We start from the raw sequence: 20,228 nt of genomic DNA on the forward strand, positions 1-20,228 counted from the left end.
ATCTTTCTAAAGTAAGTTTTTTCCTTAGTTGATTAATATTTTTTTTGTGAGATTCCCGTTCTTATCATAAATAAATTCAATAGATTTCCCTAATGGTAGATCAATCTTTACTAACCTGCCATTTTTGTCATATTGATATTTACTTATTACTGCATTCTCAACGATGAAGTCTCTATTATCTCCATTTGTTCTCACACCATTCTTGTCGGTAGAAATAATCGAGATAGAATGTTTCCCTTCAATTAACTTCAACGTATCTAGAATATAATGAAAACCAGAGTTATGATTGTTATATTTTTTGTAACGATTATATACATCTTCACGAGCATCACCATAAACTGCTTGTCCCATGATTATTCCATCAATACATACCTCAACTTTGTCAATACCGTAACCATCTAATGCCCAACCCGAAACGTTAATAGTACCTTTGACGACAGATGAATATGATAGAAAATCTATATCTGAAAGAGGGGGTAACACCGTGGTTTTAGCAACAAGTACATTACTCTGTTCTGACAGGATACCAGCCTGATTTTTTGCTTGAACAGTAAACTTATATTCTGTATTTGGCTCTATATCATTAACAGAATACGATGTCAATCTAGTTGTTCCTATCAAAGCGCTATTACGATAAACATCGTATACGATATTGTTATCCGTAGAAGCGTCCCACTTAAGATCAATTGAGGAACTCGTTACGTTAGAATATGTTAAATTGCTTGGTGGTGTAGGCCGGGTTATATTGTCAACACTATATGTTACGCTTAGAGTAGCTTTACTCCAATCATATGTATCTATTAATACAGGGACTGCAGCTTTGGAAAAGTATTTATATCCCACAGCTATTCCATTATTAATCCCTGTTAAAACCCATTCCTGAACTGTACTTTTCCAATCTTTAAACGTATTAAAATAAGAATTAATATATTGATAATCGTAAGTAAAATCATTATATGTTACATATGTATCATTATTAATCGAAGCCCAGGCCATTTTCGGTGTGCCAATAACACCCTTAATGGATGATAATGGTGGTGGGTTAGTTACACCACCATAATCCATATTATTAACACTAACCGATTGAATCACAGCATCCTTAGGAATGCTTGAGAGATCAAATTTTATTAAGCCAATATAGAATTCACTCTGATACTTTTTTCCCATAATAGGGGTATTGGTATTCGTAATTTTTGAATTCACAGTATATTGGGTACACTGTACGACTGGGGGAGTAACTCCTCCTTGAGGTCCTACATCATTAATATCAGTTTTAGGTGAGTAAAACGTTTCACAGTTATTATAAGATTTTGTTGAAACATCAATTTTTATGTAGCCACTATCTATTTTTCCAGCTGTTATACTGGCTGTTGTTAAGCTATTAATTTGCTTACTTTGCTGATTAATTCCAGATCCTTGGCTGTACACGTTATTTTGAGGAACACCTCCTCCTATTAATAAAGCAATTATAAAAATACTAAAAAACTTGATTCTAGTCATCATACTCAACTCCTCTAAAATGTAATAAAAAATACCTTCATGCAGTATTTGCAAGCGTTTTCTAGGTACAATATTTAACACTCTCACGAACTCAACATAATCAACAGTTACGAAAGTAATAGTATAATTCAACTTTGCTACTCGACGTGGGGTAAAAAACTTTTAGATGGAGGGGTAAGCATGATAAGCTGGTTAGCATAGTGAACTCCTATGATTCGCAATGCGAGTATTTACTAAGTAGTTAATTCACTAATATTTCTAAGTTCTCCCCGTGTGATTCTTGCTCCTTTCTGGTCCAATTTTTCCTTTTTTCTCCTTCAATTCTTATTTATACCTCTAATAAATACAATAATCTTTTTCTTATGTCGAAATCCTTCGAATTCTCTTGTCGAATTTATTCAAATATTCTTTAAAATATCCAAAGTAGATGAATAGCAAAAAAGGGAAGGCCTTTTCTTGAAAAGAGGCATTCCCTAGGGTTGGATTATCCGATTTAATGGCGTTGCAACTAAATACTTGCAAAATGGTTAACATAGCTTTACTCAAAATCAATACAATCTAGAATAACAGAGCATAATTTTTAAAAAAAGAAGCTTGAGGACATTTTTCCCCAAGCCTATACATAACTAATTTTTTGCTTTTCTATATCCAGCAGAAATAGATTCCTTTTCTGAACAAAACATCACAGGATTTTTCAAGGTACCGTATGAACTACCACCCGGAACATGATATATCTGTTTCTTCGATTTAAATTGCCCGTTAATGACGCATTGTCAGTCTAATACTTAATTTTGCTACAACTTTATTTTCTCAGAGCATTTAGATCCTATTTCATGACGGTGTTATTTTTCATTAATAAATGTAATAAAAAATCCGAAACCAAGCATAGCTCCGTTCTTATTGTTTCATAATTCCCCTGAACTACAGAGCATAAGCAAGCAGTTTTTCAGGATAAAATATAATTTGCATTTTAATATCTATGCATTGAATGTATAATTATACAACAAAAAAAACTGCCGCTCTTTGGCGACAGCCTTATAGTACAATGGTCAAACACCTACTTTTTGGATTTTTTCTTTTCTTCAATCATCGCTGCTTTGAAAATAAACTTGTCATCGTTAAATGGGTTTACAGCATGCGGTCGAGATGACAAATCAACTTGACTGTAAGCAACGAATAAATCGTCTTCACTAACATGATCTCTGTTTGCAGCGACAGCCTCACAAGTTGCTCGTTCAATTGTTCGCATCAACACCCTAAGGTTTCCAGCGGAAGCGTAAAATAGCTTTTGGGAGAGCTCAGGTTTGGCCAATCCAGAACGAACTGGGAACGGTAACTTTTCGTCGACAGTTTTTAGAAATCCGCGAAAGGTTTGATCGTAGTCGAATGGGCGAATTCTCTGGCGATTTGTAAATCGAGTATCCAACTGTTCGTTGGTCTTAAAAAGTGACTCGCTAGTAGGAATCCCACTTAAGATCACAGGAATTTTGACCTCATTGACAAGTCCTTTAATCCAGTCAGCAACGTTCGACTTCACGCGTTTACTTTCGCTATCGTTGACATGCTGGAACTCGTCAAGGATCAATAATTTTATATCACATTTCTCCACAAAGTTAATAATCCTTGCCTTCATTGATTTTTCTGTTCCACTGTCAAACATGGGATCCTTCATAGAAAAAAGAATTTTTGATGCGACGTCCTTAGGCTTTGCTCCGGAAGGCAGTTCCACCACAAGAACAGGGATCTTGTCCCCTTCTTCCTCCTCCCTGCGAGGAAATTTGCTTCTGTAATACTCTAATATCGTCGTCTTTCCTGTTCCTGAATCTCCGAATAAGCACATGCAATCTGGTTTTGAGGAGTCTTGTGACTGCTTGTGGCAGATATATATCTCTTGGAGAATCTTTTGGAAAATAGGGTGGTGAATGACGATTTCTTTCACTTGTTCAACTGCTTCTTTTTGCTTCTTTAGGATTTCCGGATCCAAACCGAAGCTTTCATAAAATTCATCGTCATAATTATTCGGCATGTTTTCATGCACCTCTTATTCCTGTTTGATACGAAGGCAAGTCATCATCCATATCATCTCCCGCATCATAGTTGGGAGGCTGCTGAACTTCTTGATCAGTGACAACTTCTTGACCCTTCTTATTTTTACCCTTTGGTTTTCTTGGTTTCATTGGCTCTGATTGTTGGACCGAATTAATGTCAGCAACATCCTCTGGTAAAGAATGCTGTTCCAATTCGTAACCGATCTCCTCAAAGTTTTGGAATTGTTGCTTAATCTCAGCCAGCGTTTCAGCATACCCTTGTTTTTGATCTTCTTTCTGCTGCTTCGATATTCCCTTAACGTTTCGACGTGCTTGACCAACATGACTGTCGTCATGCTTTGTCTTCGCACTACTCAGCTCAACTGACCTTAACTGAACCTCATAAAAAGGAATAGGAAGATCCGATCGTATTTTTCGATCAGCAATGATCTCCAAATCAGGATACGCTTCAATATAAATTTCATTTAACGGATCTCTAACATAGATCACTCGTAAATCGTCGACATCATAACGAATACGTAACTCCTCGTTACGGTTTAACCGATCCATTTCATAACGCAGATCTTGCAGGGCAACACTTTGAAAGTACAAACCTTCAAGCTTTATTCCTTGAGACTGCAGCTTTCTAAATGCTAACCCCGCTCCCATGACAATTTTTAGCTCTTTGAGATTCCGAGGTACCGATAAACTAAGGTGAGGATTCTCATTAAGACTCTTATGCCAAAGATCATGAGGAACGCCTGCTCTCGTAACCGAATGCCTCCAATCATGAGAAATCATATCGACCAATGCGATATGCACTAGATAGTTGAAAGCTTGCAAGGTAATACATGCTTCCCCTTCTGAATCATATTGCGATCTTTCAAAAGGATTTGAGAAAGTTGTTCCAGGGGAACGATGAATCAATTTTTGATTTAATGCTCGAAAAGCTCTCTCAATTGCTCCTTTCTGATGACCTGAGCCAATGCTACAGTACTGAATATCAATGCCATAGGTCTGACATATGTCACGCAAGTCAAACGATTCGTTAACTTTGGCATTGTCGAGAACAATTTCTCTAGGAATGCCATATGCTGTCCACTCTTTTTGCACTATTGGATACAACTGATTAACATATGTCTTAGGCAGAAAGCAGTGTAGCAAACATTGTTTTATTGCACTAGTATCTGGGTCATTGAAGCAAACATGGAAGCCCAAAGGCTCACCGGAGAATACATCAATAGCATACACGAGCCAAGGTCGCTGTCTTTGGAGAGTTCTTGGATTAATTAGTAGCAGATCCACCCGTGTCCAATCAATTTCAACTCGTTCTAAAATACGGTCGCAATATAGTCGTCCTCGAGAACCTTTTCGAAGCAGCCTCGCCTTTTGAAGACCATGACGAATCACATCTTGTTTGTATTTATCCTGTTCATCACGGTACACTCGCCAAAAAGTTGTAAAGGATATACGCTTCAACTTTTGGGCTTCATCCATAAAATCATTTGCTTCTTTAACTCGAGCCTTGAGTTCATCATACATTTCCCGAACACTAGGAATGATATCCTCATAAGCTAGGTCGTTGATTACCTTCTTCGCCATTTCCAATACCTTTTCGTCGGACAACCGGCTTCGAGGTCCCCTCAATTCATAGTTAGATATCAGGTATCGAATGTCCCTATATCGTAACCACTTACGCATCCAGTTGTAAAAAGTACCTTGTGAAATTTGATTTTCCTCAATATGTTCCTTCAAATCTATAAACTTTTTCTTCCCTTTAATGAAAGGACGTAGTATCTCATACCTCCTTTCTGCCTCTTTTTTCTTTTCGGGCGGAAAGGATCCAAAATCGGTTTCTATAACCGGCTGTGTCTCTTCCACTTGAAACTCCAAATTACCGTCCATCCATGCTTGCAGAAGCTCCTCGACCTTGTAGGTCTCCAGCTTTCCATATTTGACATTTTCAATGGTAATTTGTCGATGTCCAGAACGTTTTACAACAACCTCAAGCCCATTAAGCAAGAACTTTGTTCCATGTGAGAAATCGTGTTGGGACATAACTACAACTCCCTCCCTTCAGTAATGAAGAGAATTGTCTGATTGGAGATCCTATTCCTTACCAGATCCGCAGAAATGTAATGGTCTAACAGCAATCTATATACAATCGCTGTGAACATCACCCGATCAATTTCAGTAGTAAGTAATTGTAGCTCATTAATTGAGCAAGGACCTACTTCTTTCAAGCGATTGTACACCATCAACAGATCTGCCATAGCAATATCTAGCCGCATTACATCCAGAAGGAGATTGATGTTGTTACACAGTTGCCCTTTACGTAGATCAAGCTCCGTTACTACCTTGAATCTCCAGCCCTGCTCTTGACAGTATATCTGAGCAACTTCGAATTTAATGATATTCTCGGGGTTAGTCACTTCTTGTGAAAGCTTTACTTCCACGATTGTTATTCCCCCCTGGGCATCTGTCAGACGAAAATCTGGTGTATACCTTCGAGCGCGCTTTTTGTAGTTGTATTTGATACAGAAGGGCTGATACTCAATTTTCGATATTTCTGGTTGAAAGTTACAAAAACGCAGAAAGTCTCGCTCGAGAAGGCTTTCACCAAAAATCATCGATTCATCACCTGTTCTTCTTGCCACAAGGCACCTCCTATTAATACCTTTTTTTGGACCAATCTTTCTAACTGGAATAAATTCCACCCCCATTATCTTGTTTTTTTCAAGTTGTTTTATCGTCTCATTTTATTAAGTTAGCCAAGGTGTATACATTTCGAGAGATTCCCCCATCCAATATAACTCATGTGTTTTTGGAAATGCCTACTCTTACAATTAATCATATCCTGATGTTTGGGAAATTAAACTTCTGTTAAATTAAGCAATTAAATATACCCGTCTTATAGTGAATCCTCCAGCGCTAACGGGTTTCCCTCTTTCTCTTCGTCTCATTTAATGATTGTGAAACTGAAATCAATAGGATCACTGACGTCATCTCCAAATTAACTGTCATGAGTTAGTATCTAATTAATAGATATATTAATAGACATATATATTAATAAACTAATTAGCTAATGTATTCGATGTGTAAATTGTATGCAGGATCGAAAGAGGCAAGTTGTTAACAATGTGTAGCTTGACTAATAGAGGAGGCGATAAAATGATTTCTCAGAGCCTTGAGGAGATGCTCTATAATAATATTGGGGTTAAAATAAGATCTATCAGAATAGCCAGGGGCCTGACACAGCTTGAATTTAGCAAAAAGATACAATTATCAAGAGCATCTATTTCAAACATCGAAAACGGAATTCAGAAAGTTTCTCTGATATCTCTGTATCAGATTGGAATGGCATTGAATGTATCTATTTATGACCTACTCCCTGAAAGTGTTGGTAGAAATAAAAAGAAAAGAAATAATGACGGTGTTACTGATAATTCACTAAAATATGTGTAATTTTTTTCTGAGTTGCTCTATCTTATTGATTATTAATAAGTCAATGAATTATCTCATATAACAACAAATAGACCACCTCTCAATGAGTGATGCCTCAGGTTTTCAGATATAAATTTTCGCTTAATACTTTAACGTCCCCCTTAGTGCTTTAATACTAGGCTAACAGCAATAACGAATTGACAGTCCCACTTATTCAAGGGCTTCGAGAAGGTTAAATATCATCTACATAGTTTGTTTCTAAAGAGTCCTCTCCCATGATTTTGGACTCTTTTTTTTATGTCTGGTTTATTCACAAATCTTTTCGGAAATAATTATCGTCAAAATACTACAAATGGAGGCATCATGTTGAAACTCCTTATAAGACCAAATCCAAAAACCGATGAAAACTTTTTTAGTTATGCAATAAGAGTGGCTATGGAAAACCTTTGCAGCGTATATGATATTTACTCTCTCTTAGATTTAACGTATAGAAATTCTCACCCTAATGTACTTTTTCAAGCAGACATAGAAAAAGGCGAAATGATGAGACGGCTAGGCAAAAAGATTGTTACTTCTAATTCCTTTTTATCTCAGACCAACACTAAGAGTTCCAGGATTTATTCAATTACTATACAATCACAATTGCTGCCTAATTATTTGTTCAATAAGAAAGTAGTTAAAATTTGTCCTTACTGCATTATCGATAAGAAATATCTCATAAATAATTGGCAGTTGGTCCACAATACTACTTGTCATTTGCATAAGTGTTTATTGTGGGATCGTTGTCCGGAATGTAATAAACCACTTAAGTGGCACTCAGATCTTCTTCAAAGATGTAACAATTGTAATCTTAAGTGGAAGGACATGGTCCCCTCCTATCAAACAATCGCTTTAAAAGAAAATGAATTAATTTTATCCAAAACTCTATACAATAGTTTAAATAATAACTCTATGGTTAATTTCCCACCTTTTTCAGATCTTAGTTATTTTGAACTGACAACTACAATCTCATTAACTGCTTGGGTAATGCCTGAAATACGAGCATTTTGGAACATGAATTATATTGAACAATCAAATAATAAACAGACACATGACCTTCTATGTACTGTGTTAAATGTTTTTCTAGATTGGCCTCGAAATTTCTTTAAATTTCTTGACTCAATTAAATCAAGCCATAAATACCGTATTTCATCGGCTTATTCAAGCAATAAATATTTAGGGTCATTTGCTGAATTCTACCAAAAACTTTATAAACAGGAATCACTAAAAGAAATTAAGTTTGAATTTGAAAGATATATTATGCAGCATTCTTGGCCATCTGATTATAAAGTCACTTTTCCTAGGGCTACCTTTGATGATACTAAAGAACAGTTGTATTCGATTAACGAGCTAAATAACATGTTTGGACTAGCACTCCCAACAAATATTTCTTCAATAGAGCTAATCGAATATTTACCTGGTCAATTTTTGCTTCTTAGAGAAAAGAAGCGTTCATTATTTTCCATCAAATATCGAAGCGATCTATTTACTCAAGAGTGTTTAGAATTACTGGGGGTAACAGAGGATGTTGTTTCTGAATTAGTAAATTTAAATATAATAACTGCTAGAAAAGATGCCAGTTCAGTGTGGCATTTTGCTCCCATTAGTATTAAAAATTTAATAAATACATTTGAAAAGCGATTAGAAAAACAGATTGTTTCGTTTCCTAAAGAATTGCACTACCTGCGAATGGCAGCCTCCCCTTTGGGCAGTGGATTCACTCCAAATATGGCGGCGATTATCAAAAAAGTTATAAGTGGCACTTTAAAGCCGTGTCATAAAGATAGTAATAAAAATGGATTAAACAAATATGCCTTCTGTAAGCATGCTATTAAAAATGCTTTCAGAGAGGAGATAACAGATTTTAATAGTGGCTGTTTGTCAATAAAAGATGTTTCTAAAAAAATGAAATTAAGTCGGAATAGTGTACACTACTTTATGAGAGAAGGCTACATTATAAATAATTTGAATTCTAAGGGGGTTAAAGTAATCTCCCGACAATCCATAGACGAGTTTAACGAACGATATATGATTTCAACAGAGATTGCTAAGGTAGTCGGTGTTGGTTCCCCCCATATAGTTAAGTGGCTTAGTGTCCGGGGTATATTTCCAATTAATCCCACGAAAAATCATTATGATCACCAGTACTTGTACGCCCGTACCCAGGAAATATTACATTTACTTGAAACACATAAAATCGTTTGAGTCACTTATTTTAATTAATTTTTTTTACCTTAGGTTTAGGTATGTTGTTAATGGTATTTCTATTGTGGAATCAAGCTACTCCGGCTGCAAAAGCAACTGTTGGATTGGTGGATTATTATTTACCCCCTTGCGTCAGTAGGTTTATTAGGAGTAGCTTAATCTGTAAATGTTTGCCGCTGTACGCCGATAAAGAAAAGCCTTGGGGTAATTAGCAATCTCCCCTAATTTAAACTTTCGAATTGATAAGTGTCGTTCGCAGGGTCTGTTCCTTTGGAATGCTCATCGCGTCCATCCATAAATAATTTTGTATAAATCTAATCATTTTGAAGATCTCCTTGTCGTCGTGATGCATAAGAAAAAGGGACAAATAAGTTGTCCCTTAGGTTCGTTCGCCGAATAAAAAGATTACGTTATTCACATTGTTTTTCATTATCGAACAATTACCCCGAAGATAATGACCATTATTTATTTAATCGAATCCGCGGTGTAAGATTCGAATGTTGTTATTTTTTCCAATTTCCCTTTCCTTTCATTAGAACCACCACCGCACTTTTAATATTTTAACTTTGTTCTTCACCTTGAACTTCGTCAGTATAAACTGGTTCAAGTAATGGCGTACTTGTACCAAGATCTATTGTTATATCAGCATTGTCAACATCGCCTTTCTCGGACGATGTAATAATCACTTGAAACTTATTGGGGTATTTTTGCCTCAATTCATTAAATGACGAAAGAAACTTATTGAATGTTCGCATATCTAGATTTTGTTGTCTGGGTTCATCCATGATCAACAAAAACGGGTGTTGCACCGAATCAGCGAACCTTAATGCAGTTTCAAGTAAAGCTGTATAATACGATAGTATTATTCTTATTAACCCACTACTTGAAGTGAGGTAATATAGGTTTCTTTCTTCAAGTTTAGGTAAGTAATCAAATTTGTCTATTTTAATTTGCTTATAAATTTCTTCAAGTTCATCAATTTGAGAGTCTTTGTCCTTCTTTTTTTCATCTTTTATTTTTCTTTCATCAAGTCCCAACTTTAGAAAATCAAGCTTTTTAAGATTACTCTTAAATGTTGTTTCAAAGAATACTAATTTCACTTCATCTTTCTCTTTCTGTTTTTCAATAGTCCTAATATAGCTTCTCTTTTCTTTAATGCCCTCGGCTATTTTTTTTTGTTCTGATAATAGCTGTTCATAACGCTGAATTATTTCATTATCCTTTTTCAGTTGGCTTACTACATTATGAAGTCTTCCGATTTCTCTTGAATGAAAATTATAGGCTTGCAGGTTCTTGGGCTTAAGCTTTTCTTCAAAATCATTCATTGTTTTCTTCAGCTCAGCTTGTTCAAGCTCGGCTAAAACGATTAGGCTGTATACCTCTGTCTTTTCTTTTTCCTTCAAATCCTTAAGGCGCTTAAAATCTTTAAGCTCATCTTTTAAATATCCCAGGTACTGGTCGGTTTGCGTATACGAAGTTTCCTTAAATGTACTTCCACATAAACCACATGTATCATTATATAATTCTTCCTCAACTTCAACTGATAAAGCATTTAAGCAATGTGGGCATGTACTTATTGGCAGAACCCCAATTATTCTTTTAGCAGTTTTAAGCTTGTCGTTTTTTTCAATATCATTCAAAATCTTGCTTATGTAGTAATTGTATTCTTCAATTTCTGATTCCAATGACTGCATGTTTTCGCGAAACCGTCTTAGTTTTTGTGAAGAGATTCTGAATCGATTTCGGATATTAACTAAGACATGGTTACCTTCGGACTGCCCCGATTCCATGTTGTCTATGCTTTGTTGGTTTTTTTCGATATCATTATTTGCTTTAACAATTTCAGCATTAATCAGGTTTGAATCTTTTAATGCAATCATTCCTATGACTTCATTGATATCGTTCAAAGAGGTATTCTTCTGTTTCAGTAGTGATTCCAATTTTTCTAATTCATAACGAGCAGTAATTACTTCTGTTCCAGAAAACTGAAGCAGAACTTCAAAAGCAGTCTTTTTAATATCTCTTAGTCCGTATCTTGGATTTATAGCCTGAATATCATGCCAAGCACCCTGTTGAATAATAAAGAGGGGCATTAAATTTTGAATATAAAATAACTGCTTTACCTCTTCCCCCTCTTCAGCAGAGGATGATGAATCCTTATCTGTAATTGGGGTAATGTTCATGAAGGAGAACAAGAATTCCTGGTAAGTTTCATTTCCTTTAATATTATTATCTTTTCGCATTTTATAAAATGCATGTGCTGAACTTGTATGTAATAAATCATGCAAACTATCGTTACTCTTTAGCTCAGTACCCCAAAAGACTGTAACAGGTTCATTCCAGTCCATAGCATTTCGCACTACAATCACTCTGTTGCCATTGTTGATGATTTGTAGAAATATATGTGCCTGAACAACTTTTTGTTTATAATGAATTTTGAAGAGATCCTTAAAACTTACGATATCATCTTTATGGATACCATAAATTTCTTCACCACTTAAGGCGAAGATCACACTTTGAATAAACGTTGACTTCCCTAGTGTATTTTCTCCAAATATCATATTAAATTCTTTTACTGAGCCATTCTCTTTTTTAAATGATACAAAACGGCTAAATAGCTCTTTATCTGTATCTACCCTTATTAATGCGGATTCAATTAACATGCTCGTTCACCTCGTAGTATCGCAAAATTAGTGCAGGGAACTCCTTTTGAACATATTTTTCTATGAATTCATTCGTTGCGTTTTCTGGAAAAATAGTTCGGATTGCTTCCATCCTTTTTACCCATTCCTTTTCAACCACCATTATTTCTTCAGCTATTTCAGTACCTAAACTCGTCAAACTAACCATGAATGCCTTTTGGGTCTTTGAGTAGTAATCATACCTTACTTCGATTAGATTTTTACTGATCATATAATTAAAAAAAGAATCATACCGATGATCCCAAGGCCCTCTTATATATCTAATCATGGGAGAAAACGCTCTTTCTTTTTCGTATTCATTGAGACTAATATAGGATGCTAAATATCCTTTTTTGCTTTTTTCTATTACTTTCTCAAGATAGAATGGATATCTGATTAAGAAATCGAAGAAGGAGAACTTCCTTCTTCCATATATCGTGAAATGTGTAAAAAAATCTTCACGAGTAGTTCCGCATACCCTAAGGAGCAATAGAATACGGTAAGCGTGAAAATCATAATCATCATCAGGATCTGTATAATGAAATCTTTTATCTATGGGAACCGTTTCTATTTGTACATTATTCTCAATTAGGGCTTCGAAGAAATCATCTAATCCCTTTTTATCTTCATCACTCATAGTCTCACCCTTCATTGTGCCATCTTAAGTGACATTCGGCAGCCATTTGGTACATTTGCGCAAATACAATTGTCTCATCGATGTCAATTTTTTTCCTTTGTTTTACTTCGACTAAAAGTAACTTTAGATCATCTTGAAATGCTCTCCAAAATTTCCTCGGGTTATATGACTCTTGATCCATCTCATCATTATCTGTCACAATATTTGTGCAACGAACCTTTACTAAAGTTTCTAAGTTTTTTATTTCTTCTCGTTTTTGATGCAAATTTTCTAATTTTAGTTTTTGTATAAATAGGAGGTACCTGCACCTTAATTCTGTTGCTAAATCAATAATAAAGTCCTGTTGATCAGCACTTTTAAAGTTAATCTTATTAATTTTTGTAACCAACTTACTCTGAGTTTCTGAATCATTTGATAATATGGCTTCGATTTCTTCTTTTTCTGCTTGCGGAAGGTCAATTAACATAACGTCTGAATTAAATACAATATTGTCAGAAAGAACATCAAGCTTCTTTTCTATTGTATCTAACTGCACATTAACGCCACTAAACCCATCAACAATTGTTGTCTCTATTCCCTCTAATTTCTGAACAAGCTCTTGATCAGTATATGATTTCAATTGTTCTTCCGTTTCACCGAGTATTTCATTCATGAGAACCGTATCTAAAATTCGTTCATTTACATCTGCTTCTGTTGACTTCAAAAAAATCTCTGATAATAATCTATTAAAATACAGATTGGCAGATGCTTGCTTTGGAATGATTTCTTTAATCTTCGCTTTTGCATCTGCTATCAACTTTTGAATAGATGTTTGGGGATTAGTAGAATCAAATACCCATTCTATTCTTTTGATGAAATCTGAGATTACTTCAATGTCAAATAACTTCTGCTCCATAACCTTGGTTAGCCTTTCAATGGATTGATATTTGACCTTTAATTCATCAATTTCCTGCTTATCTTTCTTTTTAGCCGCTGAGCTTTTTTTGCTTTCTAATGTTGTAATTTTATTAGCAATGCCTTTGAGTAATGATCCACTCACTTCTTCGATATTCGCACTTAATGTCTGTTGCACATACACAACCAATTTTGCGAGTAATTCCATATCATTTTCAATTATTGGCTGTTTACTTATCCATTCATTAAACAAATCATCTCTCCCTGAAGGCTTAGAATTGGATTCAAAGCTAAACCTACTGTCAGCCATATCATGAATTGCAAACAAAACAAAAAAGTTATACAAAGTCTTATGAATATCTTCGCTACTTAAATTAAAAACAGAAGCATAACATTTCACTTGCGTCCACTTAATGCCAGCACTTGATTGATCTACTTGTTTTATATCATCCTCAACTTCACAGTAAATAAGGTTGTCAGCATTCTCACGATAATTAGTTAGCCACTGAATTAATGTCTTTAAGTATTGAAATACAAATCCCCTATTAGTTCCGATAGCATCCGTGTCTTTCTTAAATATGATTAGTTCCTGCAACATACCTTGTCCCCTTATGCCGAACTCTGTTTTTTGGCCCTTTCTACCAATTATAGTGGTTCATTTACTAATCGTATAGCACTATTTGTCAGATTAGGATATCATATGTCGATTTTTTATCGCATTCTGCAGAACAACAGCTCCAAAATGGTGTACCGTTAATAAAAAGAACTCACCATTTGTATACCTGACAAATTCACTGGACAAAGTCTTTTGCACATCCATCGGTAGCCAGTTGTTCGAGTCAGGCAGACCGAGTATCGCTCAATAATTGGCCATTCATCTGACTTAAAAACATAATTGTATATCCCAACATTAAACTGATATTCCTCGTCTAAAGGCGCATCATCCATGGTCTCTGTATGCTATATATCGCAATAGAGGCATCATTAAACCTACTACCGAAAGCGAATTTACCATCCGGTAATGGAATAGCGTACACATTACCAAACTTTATCTCCCTCTTCCGTTTTGTCGTCATAAAACCTTCGATAATTGGACTCTCAATAACAACTTTGATAACTGGTAATTTCCAAGTTATCCTGCCCTTAGTGAAACGCGGCTGCCGATCCATGCCGGCAGCCGCGTTTTAGTTATTTATTAAGCTATTGTTTCCCGTTAGTTGAGCGACGAACACAGAAACATATATGTAAATATGGTTACTTCCTGAGGAAGAGGCTTGTCTCACCATTAAAATGGAAATTTAACTAAGACTATTATTAATATTGTTACGCCGACTCCACTCATGAATAATCCTGCTCTATTTTTCTGAGGGAAATAAGAGGATATCCCATTAAATATTAGTGAAAAACATAAACCAACCATCATCCATGATGATATAATCGATTGTCTTGGTAAATCCACCACAGCTACTAAGGAATAAATAACAATTGCAACTACAAATAAACTAAACATAATACCTAATATCCTAATAATTTTTAACATAAATTTAACCCCCATAACTAATGTTTAAAATTCATAGATCGAGCAACAGAAGTCTACCATTTATTTTAACACATATTGGAAGTAACCTGCCCGTTAGCGTAACGCAGCTGCTTAGTCTGCATCATTTTTATAATTGAAAATCGTCCTCACCTACGTAAAACTAAAAAAGCCACAACTACGCGACTTCTAAGCAGTTATGTTCTTGTCACCCGACAAAAAAACAATATTTCTTATTCTATTATTAAATTTTAAACGCCATTTTCACTAAAGGTTTTGTAACAAAGTGATAAATAATTACCGATATTATTAGACCTAATCCAAGACTACTAAAGATGCTACCAATAAGGAAAAAAACCACACACATCGCCACTAAATCTGTTATATAATAAATTACTTTTTTCTTTTTATTATTCACTACATCCACCTTCTTTCAGAATAAGAACGGCTTATTTACGAACTTCGTAAATAACTCCCTCCATATGTAGAGTATTCGTGAAATCATTGAGCTATCCTGCCCTTTAGCTTAATGAAATAAGGAGCAGCTGCTGTGGCTAACTGCTCCTTCCTTATTGGATTGAACCAACGTTCTGAGTTAGTGCAGTAACAGATCGCTTCATTCGCATCTCAGAGGTGAATGAATTATTAGTTAGTAATCCAAAATGTAAAAATCTGATGGATCGACATTGAACCGCTTCAGCTCCGCGCTCGAGTCATCCAACCGGGTCTGAGGATCTCCTCCGCTTCGATTCCCCACACCACTAGCTACTCTTTGCCATACCTTTTCTTCACGCCATCGACTTCGATTTCAATGCCGATATCATTCGACCAGCCGGAGAAGCCTGTTCCATCCAGCAGCTTGCCGTTAAATGCCGTGCTGACACCGACCTTCTGATGAGGTGGAAGCGTGATCGTCATCGGCTCGAACTCGACCTTGGCTGTACTTCGTATCAGATAAGGCCTAACCGTTACATCCTTCTCCTTCCCATAGTTGATCAGCGTAACGGTGCAGTCCGCTTTCACATTCGCTTCTTCCGATCGATAGCTGCACTGGCTGTTCTTTTTGGAGAAAGCGACGGAGGAAACGGAAACGGAATTATATTTCAGAAGAATCATGGTATTCTCGGTCACGATCGGAAACAGAAACGCAAATGCGATACAGCTCAGTATGATCCGGCTCCGTATTTTGGGAAACCGGACTTGATAAAACTTCACCGCACCGATGTAACCGGCAACAATGACAAGCAGCCCGACAGTAACCGAGACATGCAGCCCCGAATCGTACTCGGTATTGGTCCACGGCGGTATTCCAACCGCTCTGAATATACTGTCTCCGAAAGAATAGCCGAGGTGGGTGTTGGATATGAGCAGCAGACCGATCAGAATGAGAACGAAAAACAGAGCTTCTTTTCTACGCATTTCATCTCCCCTTATCTACTTGTGAGCAGTTCTGGAAGGACCGCAGTCGACATGAAAATGCTCCCTATATTATCTTATAACGACAGGATCGGCAATCTTTATCCTTGGCGATTGTCCCGCGGCGGCCTTATGATGTGTTTTCTAAGCGCTAACGTATCCCGTTAGCCATCCATGCCTCGCAGAACGCTCGGCACCACAGAGAATGAAAGTTAATCCGTTCTTTCATAGTAGTGTAATAATTCATCGCTTCTTAATCCATTTTTTAATAATGTATAGCTGTACAACTGCCAGGAACAAAGGAACAATAATTAAAAGAGCTATAAAAAGACCGAAATGTTGTGATATCCATTCATTAAATCTTTCCACCCCCACTCCACCTCCCACGTTTTACCAATAATAAATGGTACGGATGGAACCTGATACAGTTTCAACCCTATGTCACTTTGTTGTGCTAACCTGCCAGTTAGCGCAACGCGGCTGCCGATCATGCCGGCAGCCGCGTTTTAGTTTTTTATTAAGCTATCGTGTCCCGTTAGCTTAATGACGGGGGGGAATTTGATCAAAAATTCATTAACGATATTTGGCGAACTAACTCATTGTCTTTATTAAAAAGAGCAACTTCATTCGAAGATAACCATTGAATTTTTCCGAGATATTGAACATAAACCCATTCGTTTGGTCGATCCCGAAAAGCCTCAACGCGCAGTACCTCTTGATTTGTTTTATTGAAGACAATTAAGTAGCCTCTTACAACAGTTACTTTGTGCACAATATAAAGCCTTGCTTTAAATCTTCTGTCAGGACTTAAAATTGGTTTTCTCCAAAACCATTCGTTCATCATTTCTGCTTCAGTCATTTTTTCGAACGTTTGATCGAATGGAACTGGATCCCATCCTTTTTCAGGAATGATTTTATCAATTCCTTTTCTCAACAAATCCAAAGTTGCTACTTTCTTTTGTTGATCATTCAAAGAGAAGAATGAATCTACATGGAATTTAATCTCTGATTCACATATTCCCCCATAGGTAAGAACTCTAGGATCAGTAACTTCGTCTACACAACGAATTAATACCTTCCATGCATCATTAGTTTTGTATTTTTCAAAAAAACGTTCGTAAAGAGAAGCAATACAGCGAATCTCGTCCCTAAATTGAACTCTTTTTTTACTCCAATTGGCTTCATAATCTTCAGGCGATCCATCTCTTTTAGGATAAGGAATGTCTAAATCAAATTCTTTTAAAGTGGGCATCTTTGAATCACTATTCCTTCCTGAATAGTAAAATGTTTACGGCAGCCGTTATTGAGCTATCGTGTTCCGTTAGCTTAACACTTAAATGCCTAATTAACGTTTGTTTATATAATAAACTGTAACAAAAGCATCCTCGTTAAAAACCAAATTGCCTGCTTTCAATTACATAACTTTCATTGAAAATGTCAATCACATCACCAGGTATCAAGGTAGGTAATGACACTTTTGTTTCCTGTTCAAATAAACAATTATCGCCAACAAAGAAACGAGTTATAAAAAATTCGATTGGTGGAAACTCAGGTTCATGCTTTATAAACTTCAACATTTGTCACCTCGTTTAATAGCATCAATTTTATTACATTGCATAATCGATGTAATCTGTCTTTACTTCGAAAAATGGCAGCTGGCTGCCTCTCTATCAATTGAACTACAGTGTCTCGTTAGTTTAAACATCTATGTACTAACCACATTAATATTCTGGACTAAGTACGTAGTTACATCTAAAATGATAAGCTGGTATTTTCATCAAGTCTATTAGACAAAATAATGTAGATAATCAAGGATAAGGGCATTGTGAAAATAAAAATTAATCTAATACCAAATGAAGAAATGCCACAGAATTCAGCAATCCCTCCGCAAACCCCGTTCAATGATTTATCACGCGATGACCTTTTCAATTTATTCTTATTCAATGTAACCCCTCCTCAATTATAAAAGTAACCAGATTACTAATAACGATTAAGATCGATTAATATCCATTCCTTTTATAGATAATTTTACCACATTTCCATTTTGGTGATCTAATTTACTGCCCGTTAGATTAATAAAATTAGCAGGCTTTTGCATTCAATGTTATTAAACTAAACTGCCCGTTACTTCAATGAACATCAAAGAGGAGCTATCCTTATGGCAGCTCCTCACTATCGTGTCCCGTTACAACTAAAATTTGTATACTATAACTTCTTTGATGCTACCGGCTCAGGGCGGATGGAAAACGCCACCTAAGAGCCTGAAGATTCATAATAAACGAGAAATTACTCTCCAAAGCTTGTTCCTGGGAACAAGGTGTAACGATCTAAATATTGGGTTGATTTCGGTACGATCATCACCGATTTTATTTTATTAGTTCCCTCAAATGTGAATTTCCATTGTTCTACTTTGACATTGTAATCATCTTCTGCGGTGACTCGTTGTACAATACGTACAGTTAAGGTGTTTTCAGTGCGGTTTACAGGTTGCATTTCGACAATGCTGGCCATATTGTAGATTCCACGAGGGAAGCTTTCAGCGTAAAGATCCGTTTTGAATCCCGGTGCGTTTAATTTAAGTACATCTTCCTCCCGTCGATCATCGTAGGCCATAATCCAATTAAATGCCAGGTCACGCTGACCTACATACGTTACGCTGCCTGCTTCTGATTTGAATTGCGGATCGGAATTGACGTATACCGTTTTGCTTTTATTGTCCCATTGAATATCTACTCCAAGTCCCTCCGATATTGAACGAAGTGGTACATAGACTGATCCATCAATGATTCTCGGTGTAGCATTGCTTTGAATGATATTGCCATGAACAAAGACTTTAGGAGCTACCGTTGCAGCATAAGCACCTGCGCTAAATACGGATGTGAGCAGGACCCCAGCAAGTCCTATTTTGACGATACGTTTCATTCGTTCCCCTCCAAGCAAGTATTATGATAAAGTAGACGCATGTTTCCCCTACTAAGTCTCAACCAACATCAATAATAGGGTAAAATGGAATAATAATCAAAAAAAAACGTTTCCTACAACGCGCAGTAGGAATCGTTTTTTGTCATTAGTCAGTTACTTATGCTTTCGCAGCAAAGAATGCATTCGGCGTATTGCTACCTCCAGCGGTGGTAACTTGAATCGGTACATTTACCGATTGTCCATTAGCCAAGGAGAAGGACCCGATTTTCACTACTTCTCCAACTTTGGTTTTAGAAACACCATTCACAGAGTTGCTACCTACCTTTACAGCGCCTGCGAACAGTCCACCACGCGGATTCAGGTACAGATTTACGGTCTGTGTGCTTCCCGAAGTGTTTTGAATGGTCAGGTTGAACTTGTAGATACCACCGTAAGCTCCGAGATTGGGCAATGTACCTGGCAAAACGGCTGGCTTATCAAGGATCGATACGCTGTTGGATGCGTCGCTGCTGCCAAGGGTACGCGTGGCGTCACTTCCTTGGACATCGGCATAGTTCCATGTTCCCCTTGGGTGCGTTTTGTCAGAGCTAACTTCAGCCCCTTCGATAGGCAGCCTTGATGTTTGAACTATAGTGTCCCGTTAGCGTAATGATCAGCACTTCTATTTATGATGATGTTCACCGATCAGTATCTAAGCATATAGTTTTCATATATTGAAATTAAACCTATCTTTCATATTCAACGGGTCTTAACGTTTCTCAAATACGTTAACCTTGAGCACTACCTTGTGTACATTCATTCATTACCCCTTCACTGATGAATGGAGCTATCGGCACCAGTGCTCTTACGCCTTCTTTTTCAAAGGCTTTCTTTGCACATTCGTCAATTGCATCCTCACTTATAAACGGGGCCATCGACACCAGTGC

The 20,228-nt window shown here is 36.5% G+C and carries 17 protein-coding genes; 2 read left to right on the forward strand and 15 right to left on the reverse strand.

The genetic code is table 11. The features are described from left to right. Nucleotides 1-24: 24 nt before the first annotated feature. The 5 genes from AC3WU2_RS25470 to AC3WU2_RS25490 all read right to left on the reverse strand — a co-directional run bounded on the left by AC3WU2_RS25470 (nucleotide 25) and on the right by AC3WU2_RS25490 (nucleotide 6,184). The gene (locus tag AC3WU2_RS25470; RefSeq protein ID WP_492457779.1) at nucleotides 25-1,503 is read right to left on the reverse strand and encodes a fibronectin type III domain-containing protein; all 1,479 of its coding nucleotides are present in this window, start codon (nucleotides 1,501-1,503) and stop codon (nucleotides 25-27) included. A 623-nt stretch (nucleotides 1,504-2,126) separates the two neighbouring features. Beyond that, a complete protein-coding gene (locus AC3WU2_RS25475; protein ID WP_492457860.1) occupies nucleotides 2,127-2,264 on the reverse strand; it encodes a sunset domain-containing protein in 138 nt (45 codons plus the stop codon). 293 nt (nucleotides 2,265-2,557) lie between these two features. Then, the gene (locus AC3WU2_RS25480; RefSeq protein WP_492457780.1) at nucleotides 2,558-3,526 is read right to left on the reverse strand and encodes a TniB family NTP-binding protein; all 969 of its coding nucleotides are present in this window, start codon (nucleotides 3,524-3,526) and stop codon (nucleotides 2,558-2,560) included. A gap of 4 nt (nucleotides 3,527-3,530) precedes the next feature. Then, entirely contained in the window at nucleotides 3,531-5,585 is a 2,055-nt protein-coding gene (locus tag AC3WU2_RS25485) for a TnsB C-terminal domain-containing protein (protein ID WP_492457781.1), read from the reverse strand. Nucleotides 5,586-5,587: 2 nt separating this feature from the next. Next, nucleotides 5,588-6,184 (reverse strand): TnsA endonuclease N-terminal domain-containing protein, encoded by a 597-nt coding sequence (locus tag AC3WU2_RS25490; RefSeq protein ID WP_492457782.1) that lies wholly within the window; start codon nucleotides 6,182-6,184, stop codon nucleotides 5,588-5,590. A 514-nt stretch (nucleotides 6,185-6,698) separates the two neighbouring features. Here AC3WU2_RS25490 and AC3WU2_RS25495 point away from each other — a divergent pair. After that, on the forward strand, nucleotides 6,699-6,992 hold the full coding sequence (locus tag AC3WU2_RS25495) for a helix-turn-helix domain-containing protein (RefSeq protein ID WP_492457783.1): 294 nt from the start codon (nucleotides 6,699-6,701) through the stop codon (nucleotides 6,990-6,992). A 276-nt stretch (nucleotides 6,993-7,268) separates the two neighbouring features. After that, a complete protein-coding gene (locus AC3WU2_RS25500; protein WP_492457784.1) occupies nucleotides 7,269-9,215 on the forward strand; it encodes a TniQ family protein in 1,947 nt (648 codons plus the stop codon). Nucleotides 9,216-9,775: 560 nt separating this feature from the next. On the opposite strand, the gene AC3WU2_RS25505 is transcribed toward AC3WU2_RS25500, so the two are convergent. The 10 genes from AC3WU2_RS25505 to AC3WU2_RS25550 form a co-directional block, all read right to left on the reverse strand. Next, complete coding sequence (locus AC3WU2_RS25505; RefSeq protein ID WP_492457785.1) at nucleotides 9,776-11,878, reverse strand: hypothetical protein; 2,103 nt, start codon at nucleotides 11,876-11,878, stop codon at nucleotides 9,776-9,778. After that, nucleotides 11,868-12,533: a hypothetical protein gene (locus AC3WU2_RS25510; RefSeq protein WP_492457786.1), complete on the reverse strand. Its 666-nt coding sequence runs from the start codon at nucleotides 12,531-12,533 to the stop codon at nucleotides 11,868-11,870. The genes AC3WU2_RS25505 and AC3WU2_RS25510 overlap by 11 nt, the downstream gene beginning before the upstream one ends. A gap of 4 nt (nucleotides 12,534-12,537) precedes the next feature. Beyond that, the gene (locus AC3WU2_RS25515; protein WP_492457787.1) at nucleotides 12,538-14,025 is read right to left on the reverse strand and encodes a dsDNA nuclease domain-containing protein; all 1,488 of its coding nucleotides are present in this window, start codon (nucleotides 14,023-14,025) and stop codon (nucleotides 12,538-12,540) included. A gap of 687 nt (nucleotides 14,026-14,712) precedes the next feature. Next, nucleotides 14,713-14,967 carry a hypothetical protein gene (locus AC3WU2_RS25520; RefSeq protein WP_492457788.1) on the reverse strand — a complete coding sequence of 85 codons (255 nt, stop codon included), beginning with the start codon at nucleotides 14,965-14,967 and terminating at the stop codon, nucleotides 14,713-14,715. Between the two features lie 762 nt (nucleotides 14,968-15,729). Then, nucleotides 15,730-16,383, reverse strand: a complete 654-nt coding sequence (locus AC3WU2_RS25525) for a hypothetical protein (RefSeq protein ID WP_492457789.1) — start codon at nucleotides 16,381-16,383, stop codon at nucleotides 15,730-15,732. A gap of 559 nt (nucleotides 16,384-16,942) precedes the next feature. Next, entirely contained in the window at nucleotides 16,943-17,632 is a 690-nt protein-coding gene (locus AC3WU2_RS25530; RefSeq protein ID WP_492457790.1) for a hypothetical protein, read from the reverse strand. A gap of 136 nt (nucleotides 17,633-17,768) precedes the next feature. Next, complete coding sequence (locus tag AC3WU2_RS25535) at nucleotides 17,769-17,957, reverse strand: hypothetical protein (RefSeq protein ID WP_492457791.1); 189 nt, start codon at nucleotides 17,955-17,957, stop codon at nucleotides 17,769-17,771. A 175-nt stretch (nucleotides 17,958-18,132) separates the two neighbouring features. Beyond that, complete coding sequence (locus tag AC3WU2_RS25540) at nucleotides 18,133-18,324, reverse strand: PspC domain-containing protein (protein ID WP_492457792.1); 192 nt, start codon at nucleotides 18,322-18,324, stop codon at nucleotides 18,133-18,135. Between the two features lie 342 nt (nucleotides 18,325-18,666). Further along, a complete protein-coding gene (locus AC3WU2_RS25545; RefSeq protein WP_492457793.1) occupies nucleotides 18,667-19,302 on the reverse strand; it encodes a stalk domain-containing protein in 636 nt (211 codons plus the stop codon). A gap of 157 nt (nucleotides 19,303-19,459) precedes the next feature. Next, complete coding sequence (locus tag AC3WU2_RS25550) at nucleotides 19,460-19,765, reverse strand: hypothetical protein (protein ID WP_492457794.1); 306 nt, start codon at nucleotides 19,763-19,765, stop codon at nucleotides 19,460-19,462. Between the last annotated feature and the right edge of the window lie 463 nt (nucleotides 19,766-20,228).

The sequence above is a fragment of the Paenibacillus sp. EB106-05-06-XG162 genome (assembly GCF_058791655.1).